At 42.7% G+C, this 13,153-nt stretch carries 13 protein-coding genes; 8 read left to right on the forward strand and 5 right to left on the reverse strand.

Features of this window, described 5'->3' with window-relative positions:
- Positions 1 to 716 precede the first annotated feature (716 nt).
- From ACQY3H_RS02895 to ACQY3H_RS02905, 3 genes are all read left to right on the forward strand, one after another.
- A complete protein-coding gene (locus ACQY3H_RS02895; protein ID WP_428074673.1) occupies positions 717 to 1,832 on the forward strand; it encodes a hypothetical protein in 1,116 nt (371 codons plus the stop codon).
- Between the two features lie 17 nt (positions 1,833 to 1,849).
- Positions 1,850 to 2,020 carry a helix-turn-helix domain-containing protein gene (locus tag ACQY3H_RS02900; protein ID WP_428074675.1) on the forward strand — a complete coding sequence of 57 codons (171 nt, stop codon included), beginning with the start codon at positions 1,850 to 1,852 and terminating at the stop codon, positions 2,018 to 2,020.
- A 140-nt stretch (positions 2,021 to 2,160) separates the two neighbouring features.
- On the forward strand, positions 2,161 to 2,346 hold the full coding sequence (locus ACQY3H_RS02905; protein WP_428074677.1) for a helix-turn-helix domain-containing protein: 186 nt from the start codon (positions 2,161 to 2,163) through the stop codon (positions 2,344 to 2,346).
- Between the two features lie 7 nt (positions 2,347 to 2,353).
- Here the strand turns inward: ACQY3H_RS02905 and ACQY3H_RS02910 are convergent, their stop codons facing one another.
- Positions 2,354 to 2,518 carry a hypothetical protein gene (locus ACQY3H_RS02910; RefSeq protein ID WP_428074679.1) on the reverse strand — a complete coding sequence of 55 codons (165 nt, stop codon included), beginning with the start codon at positions 2,516 to 2,518 and terminating at the stop codon, positions 2,354 to 2,356.
- Between the two features lie 101 nt (positions 2,519 to 2,619).
- Between ACQY3H_RS02910 and ACQY3H_RS02915 the strand changes: the two genes are divergently transcribed.
- The 3 genes from ACQY3H_RS02915 (at position 2,620) to ACQY3H_RS02925 (ending at position 5,780) form a co-directional block, all read left to right on the forward strand.
- Positions 2,620 to 3,618 (forward strand): tyrosine-type recombinase/integrase, encoded by a 999-nt coding sequence (locus ACQY3H_RS02915; protein WP_428074681.1) that lies wholly within the window; start codon positions 2,620 to 2,622, stop codon positions 3,616 to 3,618.
- Between the two features lie 87 nt (positions 3,619 to 3,705).
- On the forward strand, positions 3,706 to 4,794 hold the full coding sequence (locus ACQY3H_RS02920; protein ID WP_428074683.1) for a Fic family protein: 1,089 nt from the start codon (positions 3,706 to 3,708) through the stop codon (positions 4,792 to 4,794).
- Positions 4,795 to 4,802: 8 nt separating this feature from the next.
- Positions 4,803 to 5,780 carry a hypothetical protein gene (locus ACQY3H_RS02925; protein ID WP_428074685.1) on the forward strand — a complete coding sequence of 326 codons (978 nt, stop codon included), beginning with the start codon at positions 4,803 to 4,805 and terminating at the stop codon, positions 5,778 to 5,780.
- A gap of 211 nt (positions 5,781 to 5,991) precedes the next feature.
- Here the strand turns inward: ACQY3H_RS02925 and ACQY3H_RS02930 are convergent, their stop codons facing one another.
- Positions 5,992 to 7,254, reverse strand: coding sequence for a DNA recombination protein RmuC (locus ACQY3H_RS02930; protein WP_428074687.1), 1,263 nt, complete (start codon positions 7,252 to 7,254; stop codon positions 5,992 to 5,994).
- A gap of 245 nt (positions 7,255 to 7,499) precedes the next feature.
- Between ACQY3H_RS02930 and ACQY3H_RS02935 the strand changes: the two genes are divergently transcribed.
- Positions 7,500 to 8,051 (forward strand): type IV pilin protein, encoded by a 552-nt coding sequence (locus ACQY3H_RS02935; RefSeq protein WP_428074689.1) that lies wholly within the window; start codon positions 7,500 to 7,502, stop codon positions 8,049 to 8,051.
- 52 nt (positions 8,052 to 8,103) lie between these two features.
- Here ACQY3H_RS02935 and ACQY3H_RS02940 read toward each other — a convergent pair whose 3' ends face one another.
- The 3 genes from ACQY3H_RS02940 to ACQY3H_RS02950 are packed head-to-tail and all read right to left on the reverse strand — an operon-like array spanning position 8,104 to position 11,955.
- A complete protein-coding gene (locus ACQY3H_RS02940) occupies positions 8,104 to 9,195 on the reverse strand; it encodes a GMP reductase (protein ID WP_428074691.1) in 1,092 nt (363 codons plus the stop codon).
- A gap of 12 nt (positions 9,196 to 9,207) precedes the next feature.
- The gene (locus ACQY3H_RS02945; protein WP_428074693.1) at positions 9,208 to 10,971 is read right to left on the reverse strand and encodes an ABC transporter ATP-binding protein; all 1,764 of its coding nucleotides are present in this window, start codon (positions 10,969 to 10,971) and stop codon (positions 9,208 to 9,210) included.
- Between the two features lie 12 nt (positions 10,972 to 10,983).
- Positions 10,984 to 11,955: a KpsF/GutQ family sugar-phosphate isomerase gene (locus tag ACQY3H_RS02950; protein WP_428074695.1), complete on the reverse strand. Its 972-nt coding sequence runs from the start codon at positions 11,953 to 11,955 to the stop codon at positions 10,984 to 10,986.
- Between the two features lie 154 nt (positions 11,956 to 12,109).
- On the opposite strand from ACQY3H_RS02950, the gene ACQY3H_RS02955 reads away from it, so the two are divergent.
- Positions 12,110 to 13,153, forward strand: a complete 1,044-nt coding sequence (locus ACQY3H_RS02955; protein ID WP_428074698.1) for a threonine aldolase family protein — start codon at positions 12,110 to 12,112, stop codon at positions 13,151 to 13,153.

A 13,153-nucleotide genomic window follows, 5' to 3' on the forward strand; every position in this document is an offset into this window, starting at 1 on the left:
TGGCAGCCCCCGCCCGCGCATGCTTACGCATGCTTGGCGGGACGTCCTCCGTTCGTACTTACGCACTCACTCAGCCTTGCTGCCACAAGGGGGCAACGTATTATATAGTTCTTATACTGGGAAGTACATACTTACGGATTGCATACAGCTCTAATTCACTTAATAGATGATTACCTACAATTGCCCGACGTTCCTGAGCAGAATGGGCACAAAGCAAGTTTAGTACAGCTACCCCACGGTGTATATTGCCTACTAAGTTAAACGCGTAGACCACTTCTTTATACTGCATTTTTGTCTCCTTATAATCTAATTACTTACCCCTTATCTAACGCCACAAACAGCACGTTAATCGGCCTGGGGGGTATATAGTATATCACGTCTTAGCAACCCTGTCAACTTGATCAAATATACGTCGGAAATTAACGGGGATTAATCCTACTGTAATTTAGGCTCTAAAATCCCCTGGAAATTAGAAGTTTTGGCGTACTTTCTCCATGCAGAAGACACCTATTTTGTTAATTGTGCTGAAAGGGGTCAATGTGGTTTTTAAAATCAAAATTGGCGAAAGTTAGCGTTCCCGGACTGTGTTTCCCTGCAAATACCGCATGCCGGATGTACTGTTTCAGACGGTGTTAAACTTAGCTGTAGCAAAATTGAACACATAGGTTGTTAGTAGGAGGATTAAGAGCAGTTAAACCTCCACAAGTGAGCAAGTTATGATTAACACAGTCGGTTTGCTACTGCGACCATATACAGAGTTTGAGCTAAGTCCAAAAGTGTGCGTAGACGATATTGTACAGCACTGGAGGTATTTACGCGGGAACGGACCGTACTTCCCGTATTTAGAGCTATTGCCGGATGAGAAGTTAAAGGTGGAGTTCTGTCCGGCACGGATTTTGTACCCTAATAATTTATACGAAACCAGCCCAAACGACCTGTTCAAGGTTATGACCGATCTGACCGCGTATCTAAAGAAAGCCTTTATTCGTACCTGCCCGGCAATCTTGTTATATGCCCATGTATATCGTATTGATTATGCCAAGGTCTGCTATCTTCCGTTTGACGGGCATATACTGTTACCTTACTTGCAGGAAATACATCAAGGCGGTTATTACAAGCAAGCATTTACGTTTTACGCGGATGACGGACACATGGCTGCCAGTGCTTTAAAACGTCGCAAGGTGGCGTTCTACAACAAATCAGCTGAAATCCTGCAGAATAAACGTACCACAACCGATGTAGCGGATATACTGAACAATCTTCCGGGCACGTTTTACAGGTTTGAGTGTTCGCTCAAAACAGCTAAAGAAATCAAGCGTGAACTGGAACAGTGTGATATTGACCTGTCGCAATGTTGCCTCAATGAACTTGCTACCAAAGATGTTGTTTACGCGGTACTACACAAGAATTTAACACGAACTATACAGCACTGGCATGTGCCGGATAAATGGAAGACACTGGATAAGGTGCGGATTTGGCTCTGCAAGTACAAATACGAGAATGTCCGGTCTTTACTGCTGGACATGCTCTGTGCCTGTGTCTGTGTGCGGATAGGAGTGGAAAACATGCGACGAATCGTGGAGAAACATTTAGATAAACGGCATGCCCGGGATTTTATGAAACGATTTGAAAGGTTACAGCTAGAGGATGTTAATTGCCTGGCTGTCTTCAAAAAGAAGATGACGGAAGAAGTAGAGGCATTAAACCCAATCAGCAAACACTATGTGTACGGTTTAGGACGTAAAGAGAGGGTTAAAGATTTAGGTAATCGTCTTTTTGCCTCAGTACTACTAGCACTGATTGAGTTGTTAATTGCGATGCCATTGTGGTGATTGATAAGGAGAACAACATGAACAGTAAATTAATGACCGTAGAGGAGTTAGCAGAATATCTGCGTACGACCCCTGGCACGGTCTATACCTGGAAAAGCATGGGTATTATCCCTGCCAAGTGTGTAAAGAAGATTGGGCGAAAGCTGTTGTTTGTCGCCTCACAAATAGATGAGTGGCTGAACATGTAAAGATAAGCAGAACTGCACAGAGGCGTTGTTTTGGCCCGCTAATTACGTGTTAAAACACCCTTTGTGCAGACAGTTACCAGAGATTTCATATGCCAGAGAAGGAACAAAAAGCAGTAGGCTCAAACATTAAGAGTCCGTTAATGACACCGGATGAGGTGGCGGCTTATTTGCGTATTTCCAAGGCGACTGTATATTCCAAAAGATGCCGCGGAGAGTTCCCGGAAGGCAGCGTTGTTAAACCCTTCGGCAAGCTGATGTTCCTACGGGAAAAGATAGACCAACTGATTGCTGACTCAATAGAGCCGCCATTAGGACGTTCTAAGTAAAATGCTGTTATTTGGCTTGCTCAGATTCCAAAAAGCGTTTCAGAGCCAACCGGATAACCGATGACAAGTTGCGGTCTTCCCGCTGCGCATAAGCTTTGGCTTGGTTCAGCAGGTCTTCCGGTAGCGTAAAACTGATGGTTTTGATCTTTTGCTCATTATTTTGTTCGGACATACAGATATAATAGCAAATTTTGTTGGATATGAAAAGATAATACTTGACAATATAATATATTATTATGTAATATGATATTATAATATTGGAGAATATTTAATATGAAAGTATATAAGAATGCAAAGGGGTTGTACGGAATTGATTATATAGACGAGAATGGGAAAAGACATCGTTGTATCGTGGCTACGAACGAATCGGCAGCCAAGCAAGAGTTAGCCAAACGGACTACCGCTTTTTACAAAGCCAAAAATGACCCGTACTTGAGGCAGGAAAGCCAGTTATTCAAAGACATGGCTCCGCTATTTATTAAACATCATATCAATACGCTGCCTTCCAAAGACACCTATTTGGCCATGTTCGAAAAGATCGCGGCCTATTTCGGTAATTATCGCTTAAAAGACGTGACTCCGTTACTGGTGCAAAGCTTTTACTATGAAAAAGCCCAGCTAACTTCCTACTCCAATGCCAACCGATATTTTGGCATCATTAGCAAGTTCTTTAATTGCCTAAACGATTGGGATCAATACAGCGGACCCAATCCATGCCGGAAAGTTAAAAAGCAACCGGAGGAACCGTTCCAACCGCATCCAATCAACGAACAGGAAATTCAGCAAATACTTCCCTTTATCAGTGATGCGGTACGACCTTGTGTAGCAATCGGCTTTTATACTGGATTAAGGCGGCAAGAACTATTGGGATTACGTTGGGAAAACATTGATTTTACCCGTAAGACGCTCTATATCCCAAAAACCAAAACAGAACAACCACGTACACTGGGATTAACGGCAGATATTGAGCAAATTCTATGTGGACTGAATCCTCAAAAAAGTGGCTATGTATTTAACGTTAAAGAGAACCAGCTCAAATATCAACTCAACAAGGCAACCGCAAAAGCTGGGATTGAGCATCTAAGACCGCACGATATGAGACATTCGTTTGCCGTTAATTTCCTCAATCGTGGCGGCAGTTTGGAACACTTGCAACGGTTGCTTGGACACAGTAAAATAACCACCACCCAACGCTATTTACGGTTTAAAACGGGCGAAATTGCCAGTAAAATGATGGTAATGGATGGAATGATTCCGCTTAATATTGTATAGTAGAAAGCCGTAATCTACGCATAAACTACGCATTTTTTGCGTACTTTATGCGTAGTTTATGCTATAATAGGTATACAGGAGCGATTTATGTATATCTATCAAAATGAAAATTGGCCGCATTTTACGTGGGATGAAACAAAGATTTTGGCACTGCTTGCACAGGTAAAACTGTCGCAAGGGTTGTTATTGGGTAAAATGCAGAATATAGGTTTTGCCATGCAAGATAACGCCTTGCTTCAAACGCTAACTGAAGAAATTTTGAAATCCAACCAAATTGAAGGTCAACTGTTAGATATAGCACAGGTTCGCTCCTCTATTGCACGACGTTTGGGGTTGCCTAATGAGGATATTCCCGTGGCTCGCAATGTAGATGGCACGGTAGAAATGATGTTAGATGCTATTCAACACTATGATGCCCCTATCAATAAAGCCCGCTTATATGCGTGGCATCAGCATATGTTCCCGGATGGTAAGAGCGGATTTTATACCATTAAAACGGGGGATTATCGGGATGATAAATTAGGCCCTATGCAGGTTGTTTCGGGACCAATGGGAAACGAAAAGGTTCATTATGAAGCCCCTGCCGCAACTGTACTGGACGGCGAAATGGAGAAATTGTTTGAATTTATCAATACGGACGAAACTGACAACGTTCTCAAAGCCGCTATTACGCACTTATGGTTTGTTATTTTGCACCCGTTTGACGATGGAAACGGACGTATTGCCCGTGCTTTGACGGAATTATTACTGGCACGGAGCGAATCTTCTGCTAATCGGTTCTATTCTATGTCCTCTCAGATTGCCAAAGAACGTAAAGAGTATTATAAGCAACTGGAAATTACGCAACAAGGCGATTTGGATATTACCGATTGGCTTGAGTGGTTCTTGCGGACATTAGAGAAGGCCATCAATGATTCCGAAGAACTGTTAAAAACTGTTCTAGCCAAGGCAACCTTTTGGAAACAACATTCTGGCCAAACCTTTAATGACCGCCAAAGCAAGATGCTCAATATGCTTTTTGACGGCTTTACAGGTAATCTAACCAGTACTAAATGGGCTAAAATCTGCAAATGTTCCCACGATACTGCTTCCCGCGATATAGCCGACCTGCAACAACGCGGCATTTTAGAGCAACTAGGTGCAGGCAGAACGACGCATTATAAACTAAATAAATAGAGGTTTTTATGGATAAGACTTTTGAATGTCCTTTTTGTCACAAAGAACACCCAATTAATGGAGAAAATGTTTGGTTCCCTTGTCTTGGAGGGTTTTTTCTAAATTGGCAAAAATGTAATGACTACATTCAACATCATTCAGAAGGAAATAAAGATAGAAAACGATACTACTGGTCCGTACTTGCCTATCATATTGCTCATAAATTTGGACTCAAGCCATATCAGCATGACCTGAGCGGCAATAAATATCGAATAATTGATTTTGAAAAAGTATTAGAAGAAAATATTTTACCAACTCCAATGGAACAAGTTGATAATATGATTTTATTTATAGGAAGTCACTCTCCGTGCTTAGGGCATAAACTGCTTCTTGTTCCTCCTCTATCTTATCAATTAGAAGCTTGGATTGGAGTAATTACTGATGAAAATTTTTGTGCTATAACAGAAACTTTACAATCTTTAGGATTTATTAAAGCCTTGATTGCAGATAGCGGTGTCGTTATCCAGATAGAATTACTAATCGACGGATGGCAACATTTTAGAGCATTGCAAGAACGCAACCCTGAAAGCAAACAAATATTCATGGCCATGGAGTTTAATGAAGAAGCCGAAAACTTCATGAATACACATCTGAAACCATTAACCAAAGAAATGGGATTTGAACTTAAATTATTGAACGAAATCATTAACGAGAAAAGTTTAATTGATGATAAATTACGCGTAGAAATTAAAAGAAGTCGCATCCTCATTTGTGATTTAACACACGGCAACCGAGGGGCATATTGGGAAGCAGGTTATGCCGAAGGTTTAGGCATTCCTGTATTATATATTTGTCGTGAGGATGTATTAAAATCCACATCAAAAGAAGAAAGGCCCCATTTTGACGTGAATCATCAGGAAATTTTTACTTGGGAAAAGGACAACGACAATAGCATCGTGAAATTCAAGCATCAAGTAGAAGCAAAAATCGCTTTCCTGACTCAGTAACTAACCTGCTAATTATTGACCATTGTCAATATTTTGGCAATGGCAACAAGAAGCAAACGCAAACCCCATTTCCTCGTCGGAGAATTAGCAAGCAAAAACCCTGTACGCCCTTGACATGGGAAAGGTCACAGGTTCAATCCCTGTACTGGGCAAATTTGAAAACCCACCTTTTTGGTGGGTTTTTCAGTTATTATATATAACCAAACCGAACTTAATTATTTTCGGCGGAAGAAGAAAGCGGCAATTCGGCTGTATTTTCTTCTAACAGATCCGGCAACTTTCGGGCTGATTTTACCTGCAATTGCTCTAATTTTTTAGCCGATGCCACAATGCCTTTGCTACCGCGCAATGTTTTGTCTGCTTTATCGTAGGTATCTGTCAACTGGGTAATTCTGGTGTGGATATCGCCCATGCGCTCGGTAAATAACCCCACCCGATCCAACATCTCTTGCGCCGTCTTAAAAATTTGTTCTATCAGCTGGCTGGCACGTTCCTGCCGCCATAAATTTTCGGCCACTTGTAACACGGAAAACAAGTTGGAAGCCGTTACAATGGCTACGCGGTGTTTGCGGGCGATTTCGTTCAATTCCGGTTTGGCCTGTACGGCTAAAAAGTAGGCAAACTCTATTGGAATAAACATAAATACAAAGTCCATTTTTTCATGCGGAAGTAACGCAGAATAATCTTTTTCAGATAATTCTTTAATATGTTTTTCTACTGACAGGACATGCTCTTTTAAGGCAACGGCTTTTTCTTCTTCCGTCGCGGCGGCTTGCCATTTCATATAGGCGGTTAATGACATTTTGGAATCAATCACAAAATCGCGGTTGCCCGGTAAGTGCAAAACAAAATCGGGCTGGACGCGGTCGTTATCTTGCGTCGTTATAGATACTTGTGTATCAAATTCTATCCCCTTGCGAAAACCGGATGTCGTTAATACATCTTCCAAAATAATTTCCCCCCACGATCCTTGCTTTTTAGGGCTTTTGAGTGCCTCGGTCAAATTTTGGGCTTCTTGGGATAAATTTTTATTTAACTCTAACGTGCGGTTGATAGCATCTTGCAGCCGCGTATGGTGTGTACTGCTTTCGGTGCGCAGATCGCCGACTTGTTTGGTAAATTTATCCATAGATTCTTTTAAGGGAGAAACCATTTCATCATTTTTGGCGGTAAGTTCGGCACGCTGTTCTTTTAACGTATCGGCAGCGAGTTGCTTAAATTCGGCCTTGGCGGTAGCCTGCAACGCAGCAAATTTTTTATCTTGTTGGGCAAGTAACTGATTGGCAAAATTTTCCGCACCGGCCTGTGCGTTGCCTAATGACACAATACGCTCGTTTAGACGAGCATTTTCCAATTCTGCTTGTGTACGCGCTTGGGCAGTTTGCTCCAACCGCGACGATAAATTTTTGATTTTTAGATACGCCGCCACGCCGCACAAAACGGCTCCGGCAATAAAGGCTAGTATAATTTCCATAATTTTCTCCTGTTTTTATTTTAATTTATTTTGGCGTTCGGTTTCAAAAACCGATGTCTATATAATATAGATTAAACGCGCGACGACCCATTGTCGTTCTATCTTTGCCCGCAACCCTTTCGCTTTTTCCCCCCGTTTTGGTCTGCTGAAAAGAAGCCAAGTCCGCCGATTCAAAATTTTCTCTTGACAAATCAAAAAAAAAACGATAATAAAGGGACAGAAAAATATATTAAGGAGCAAACAATATGAAAAACAAACAGGCATTTACACTTATTGAATTATTAGTGGTGGTGTTAATTATCGGTATTTTGGCAAGCGTGGCCTTGCCGCAATACACATTAGCCGTCTATAAAAGTAGATTTGCCAATCTGCGCACAACGGCCTATTCCTATAAACAAGCCATGGAAGTTTATCACATGGCTAACGGCACATGGCCCACTTCGTTTGATGAATTAAGTTTAGATACTCCCAGCGGGCTTACCCCTATTGCCACCAATGCGCAATCGGGCGAATGCGCGGCTAATAACGAAATGTATTGCTGTATTACTCCGCAAAGTAGTAGCGGCGGGGTCCCCGCCAGCGTGACTTGTGGGCGCAACGACTATTCTTTTGCCATAGAAAGATTTATCACCAGTGTCGGAGGGGTTCCGGAAAACACAGATGTGTGTATCGCCAAATCGACGGACGCTAATGCTATCAAATTGTGTAAAGCATTGGGCGATTCCCCGCTTAATCTAAATTTAATAACCGCTAGCGGGCTCATAAACGGGTATAAGTTTTATCCAATGACTAAATAGCCATAAAAAACCCCGCGTAAAGCGGGGTTTTTATTCTGTCTGGAAAAACAACCTAATCAATGTCCTTCATGTTCTCAAATACGGTGTTGAGTTGTTTGTTGACCGTATAGAACGTGGTGCAACGCGGAATATCTTTCAAGCGTCTGGCCCCAATATATGACATGGTACTGCGAAGCCCACCCAAAATATCTTCTATAATATGTTCCACCGGGCCGGTGTACGGAATCAATTTTTCGCGGCCTTCCGTAGTGCGATATTTGGCCATGCCGCCAAAGTGTTTTTGTTGCGCCAGTTTAGAACTCATCCCGTAGAATTTTTTATAGCGGCGAAGTTCTATGGTCAAATCTCCGCTTTCTTTATCTACCCAACTTGTTTGCACATACCGTTCTACCAGTTCTCCGGCGGCTTCGTCGGAACCGGCAAGCATACCGCCGATCATCACGAAATCAGCCCCCGCACCAAATGCTTTGGCTATATCCCCGGGGACGGTACAACCTCCGTCGGCGCAAATCATCCCGCCTACCCCGTGCGCGGCATCCGATACTTCCAGCACGGTAGAAAGTTGCGGTCGGCCCACACCGGTTTGCGAGCGCGTCAAGCATACCGACCCCGGCCCGATACCGGCTTTGACAATATCGGCCCCGGATAAAATCAAGTCTTGCGTCATATCGCCCGTTACGACGTTGCCCGCCATCAGTAACAAATTCGGAAATTTTGCACGCAATTCTTTAACGAAACCCAACAATTTCGGAATGTATCCGTTGGCGATATCTACACATAATTTATCAATATGCGGGTTTTCGGAAAGCAACTTAAATAATTTTTCTTTGTCATCTTTAAGCCCGGTGCAAATAAAAGTAAGTGGGTGCGGTTTTTTAAAATACGCTTTGATTTGCTCGTGCGTATAATGTTTATGCAAACACGTAATCGCATTAAATTTTTCCAAAGCGTCATTCATTTCAAACGTACCGGTTGTAGCCATATTGGCAGCAATAATACCGCACGCTTTGATCGTTTTGGGATACCATTTGAAAGAATATTCACGCAAAATATCGGCTTCACTGCGCGAATTTAAGGTAGTACGTTTGGGTTGGAACAAAACGTCACAATAATCTAACTGCACATCATTGATTAAACGGGTCATAATTTCTCCTAATTATTTATCCTTAAACTGCATGGCATACAAGGCCGAGTAAGCGCCATTGCGTTTTAATAACTCCGTATGGGTGCCTTCTTCGGCAATTTTACCGTCGTTGACTACTACAATTTTATCTGCATTTTGAATCGTACTTAAACGGTGCGCGATGACGATAACCGTGCGGTCTTTCATCAGGTTATCTAATGCTTCTTGTACCACCCGTTCGGATTTATTATCCAAGGCACTGGTGGCTTCATCCAGAATAACAATCGGGGCATTTTTCACAAATGCACGCGCAATAGCCAACCGTTGTTTTTGGCCGCCGGAGAGCAATATCCCCCGTTCGCCGATTTCGGTATCTAAACCGTTAGGCAGTTCACGCACAAATTGGTCTAAACACGCATTTTTCAAAGCGTGCCACATAACTTCTTCGCTAATATTAGGGTTGCCCAGCAAGATATTCTCACGAATCGTACCGGAGAACAAGAAATTATCTTGGAACACCATTGCAATTTGACGGCGCAACGAAGATTGGGTAATGTTTTTAATATCGGTACCGTCAATTTTAATACTTCCTTTGTGCACATCATATAAGCGCGGCAATAAGGCAGAAACCGTTGTTTTACCGCCGCCGGAATTTCCCACCAACGCCACCGTAGAACCGACCGGAATATCCAAATTGATATTGTGCAACACTTCGCGACCCGGTACATATTCAAAGCAGACATTTTCAAACGTAATGTCTTTCTTCACTTCTTTTAATTCTTTGGCATCGGGATGATCTTTAATAGTAGGTTGCAAATCCAGAATTTCAAAGATACGGTCAATGGCTAAAAAGGAGTTTTGGATAGCCACATAGTTATTGCCGACGCCTTTAAGCGGAGAATATAACATCATAAGCGCCGCAATAAATGCCACAAAGTTACCGCTGGTAATCTTACCATGTACAATTAAATAACCGCCGTAACCGATAACAACAGCCACCCCGATAGACATTAAAATATGCATCACCGGGGAAAGCCAGTTGGTGCGCTGTACCATTTTCATAGCCAAGCGGAAAGTTAAATCGGTTGTTTCGCGGAAACGTTGTTGGAAAATTTGTTCCAACGTAAAAGAACGGATTGTTTTATTTCCGGCAAATGTTTCGTTATAAATAGTCATTACTTTGGATAAATTTTCCACCGTACGCGCCAAAATATCTTTCATTTTTCGGCGCACCCACGCCATGGGCGGCAAAAATAGTGCCAAAATCAAAATAGCGAAAATAGCCAATTGCCACGAGTTATAAATTAATACTCCCACTAAGGCAATAGATGAAAATACGCGGGATAGAAATTTCTTTAAGTTTTCTACCAAACTGGTGGAAGCAATTTCGGCATCATTGGAATAACGGAACAAAATCGTACCGGAGTTATTTGTATCAAAATACGATGTATCCATAGCAAGCAGTTTTTCATATAATTTGCGTTTTACACCGATAGTAATTTTTTGTCCCACCCATGTATTTAAGTAGTTAGCCGAGTAGAGCAATATTCCCTGTACCACCGTAAACCCGACAATCAAAAACGGAATCATTGCCGAGAAGTGCGGTTGTTTTTCTACCATGACTCTATCCATAAACGGTTTTAAGAACATGGCAATTACACCATCCAGCGCGCCAACCGGTACCGTCAGCGCAACCCCCAACAGCGCCCGAAACCAAAACGGTTTAACATAGGGCCACATCCGGCGGCAATTTTTTACAAAGTTATTTTCGGCCAATTTGGCTTTTAGTTTTTTCATTACTGCTCCCTGTTATAAACCCAACTTGAGTAAATCATGAATATGAATAATACCCACCGGTTTATTTTCCACCGTTACAAATAACGTGGTAATTTTTTTCTCATTCATAAAGTGCAACGCTTCGGCCGCCATCATTTCACCCGATACATTTTTCGGGTTTTTCGTCATTACATCCGCGCCTGTTTGATTAAACAACGCGGGGGACATTTTACGGCGCAAATCGCCATCGGTAAAAATACCGGTCAGTTCGCCTTTTTCATTGGTAAAACCGACACACCCGAGCCGTTTGTTGCTCATTTCTACCAAAATAGTAGGGATAGGTGTATTTTCACTAAGAAGCGGAATTTCGTCCCCGGTATGCATAATATCTTTGACGCGTTGCAATACGGCCCCTAATTTGCCCCCCGGGTGACGGACCTGAAAATCTTGTTTGGTAAATTGCTTACGGTTCATAAGTGCCACCGTCAGCACATCCCCCAATACAAGCGTAGCCGTGGTGGACGAAGTCGGGGCCAAGCCCAACGGGTCGGCTTCCGGCATATTGGGCAAAGGCAGGACACAATCGGCATATTTGGCCAATGTGCTATCTGCGTTTTTAGTAATACCCACCAAGGTAATACCAAAGCGTTTGCAATAATTCAAAATGTCGGCCAACTCTTTTGATTCACCGCTATTGGAAATAGCTACTACCATATCTTGGGAAGAAATCATCCCTAAGTCGCCATGGCTGGCTTCGGCGGGGTGGACAAAAAAAGCCGGCGTGCCCGTACTGGCCAGCGACGCCACAATTTTTTTGGCCACAATGCCCGACTTGCCCATACCCGTAAAAATAATACGGCCTTGTGTCTGCTGCATTAAATCTAAAACGTGCGATAAAGGAGCGGTTGCCAGCAACTCTTCTAATTTTTTTAGACAGGCAATTTCACGCGCTACCGTATCCTTAACGGCACAAGTATCTTTTTCCATCACAGATTTTTCAGACATAATATCCCTTGGGAAATGCTTTTGGCTTTCCCTATACATAGATATTATTATTATACTAAAAAATGGCCTAATTATTAGAGAAAATCTCTCCCTGTCTGTGCAGTAAATAGTAGGTTTTTTTGCTTTTTCTGCGAAAAAAAGTAAAATGATTTTTATGATACGGTTTAATTGTGATTACAGCGAAGGCGCGCACCCGCTTATTTTGGAAAAGTTAGCGCAAACCAATTTAGAACAATTGCCCGGTTATGGGGCAGACCCATATTGCGTGCAAGCCGAGCAACTGATTAAAGACCTTTGCCACGCGCCGGAAGCGGCCGTTCATTTTATCAGCGGCGGAACACAAACCAATTTAACCGTACTGGCCGCACTTTTACGGCCCTATCAAAGTGTCATTTCCCCCGATACCGGCCACATCAACGTCCACGAAACCGGGGCGATAGAAATGACAGGCCACCATATTGTTGCCTTGCCCCACCAAGACGGAAAGATTACGGCAGACCAAGTGGCGCAAGTATGTAAAAACCATTGGCAAGACGAAAACCCGGAATTTTCCCCGCAACCTAAAGTGGTATATATTTCATTCCCAACCGAATTTGGAACACTCTATTCCAAAGAAGAACTCTTTGCCTTGCGCCGCGTGTGCGACGAACACAACTTATTTTTATTTATGGACGGAGCGCGGCTGGGTTATGGATTAAGTGCTCCCGGCAACGATGTATCATGGACGGATATTGCCACCTGTTGCGATGCCTTTTATATCGGCGGCACCAAACTCGGCGCACTTTTAGGGGAAGCGGTTGTACTTACTAACCCGAAACTGCAAAAAGATTTCCGCTACATTATGAAACAACGCGGCGCTATTTTAGCCAAAGGGCGTGTGTTGGGTATTCAATTTTTAACGTTACTGCAAGACGGGTTATATAAAAAACTCGGCGCGCATGCTAATAAGGTGGCGTTGCTTATCCGCGATGCATGCAAACAAGCCGGGCTGAAATTTTTGTACGATTCCCCCACCAATCAACAATTTCTTATCATGCCAAACGACGTACTCAAAAAATTAGAGCAAACGTATGTGTTTTCGCATATTCGTCCTTATGGCAAAAACGAAACTGTTATCCGTATTTGCACCAGTTGGGCCTCTCACGAAGAAGATGCTAAACAACTCATTGCGGATATCAAACAACTTTTGGGGAAATAA

Origin of the sequence: Candidatus Avelusimicrobium luingense (assembly GCF_902757105.1) — a bacterium.
Lineage (GTDB): Bacteria > Elusimicrobiota > Elusimicrobia > Elusimicrobiales > Elusimicrobiaceae > Avelusimicrobium > Avelusimicrobium luingense.

What these genes read in the sequence shown, in the direction of transcription:
- ACQY3H_RS02895 (WP_428074673.1), top strand. Translation starts at nt 717, where the DNA reads ATGATTAACACAGTCGGTTTGCTACTGCGACCATATACAGAGTTTGAG.
- ACQY3H_RS02900 (WP_428074675.1), top strand. Translation starts at nt 1,850, where the DNA reads ATGAACAGTAAATTAATGACCGTAGAGGAGTTAGCAGAATATCTGCGT.
- ACQY3H_RS02905 (WP_428074677.1), top strand. Translation starts at nt 2,161, where the DNA reads ATGACACCGGATGAGGTGGCGGCTTATTTGCGTATTTCCAAGGCGACT.
- ACQY3H_RS02910 (WP_428074679.1), bottom strand. Translation starts at nt 2,518, where the DNA reads ATGTCCGAACAAAATAATGAGCAAAAGATCAAAACCATCAGTTTTACG.
- ACQY3H_RS02915 (WP_428074681.1), top strand. Translation starts at nt 2,620, where the DNA reads ATGAAAGTATATAAGAATGCAAAGGGGTTGTACGGAATTGATTATATA.
- ACQY3H_RS02920 (WP_428074683.1), top strand. Translation starts at nt 3,706, where the DNA reads ATGTATATCTATCAAAATGAAAATTGGCCGCATTTTACGTGGGATGAA.
- ACQY3H_RS02925 (WP_428074685.1), top strand. Translation starts at nt 4,803, where the DNA reads ATGGATAAGACTTTTGAATGTCCTTTTTGTCACAAAGAACACCCAATT.
- ACQY3H_RS02930 (WP_428074687.1), bottom strand. Translation starts at nt 7,254, where the DNA reads ATGGAAATTATACTAGCCTTTATTGCCGGAGCCGTTTTGTGCGGCGTG.
- ACQY3H_RS02935 (WP_428074689.1), top strand. Translation starts at nt 7,500, where the DNA reads ATGAAAAACAAACAGGCATTTACACTTATTGAATTATTAGTGGTGGTG.
- ACQY3H_RS02940 (WP_428074691.1), bottom strand. Translation starts at nt 9,195, where the DNA reads ATGACCCGTTTAATCAATGATGTGCAGTTAGATTATTGTGACGTTTTG.
- ACQY3H_RS02945 (WP_428074693.1), bottom strand. Translation starts at nt 10,971, where the DNA reads ATGAAAAAACTAAAAGCCAAATTGGCCGAAAATAACTTTGTAAAAAAT.
- ACQY3H_RS02950 (WP_428074695.1), bottom strand. Translation starts at nt 11,955, where the DNA reads ATGTCTGAAAAATCTGTGATGGAAAAAGATACTTGTGCCGTTAAGGAT.
- ACQY3H_RS02955 (WP_428074698.1), top strand. Translation starts at nt 12,110, where the DNA reads ATGATACGGTTTAATTGTGATTACAGCGAAGGCGCGCACCCGCTTATT.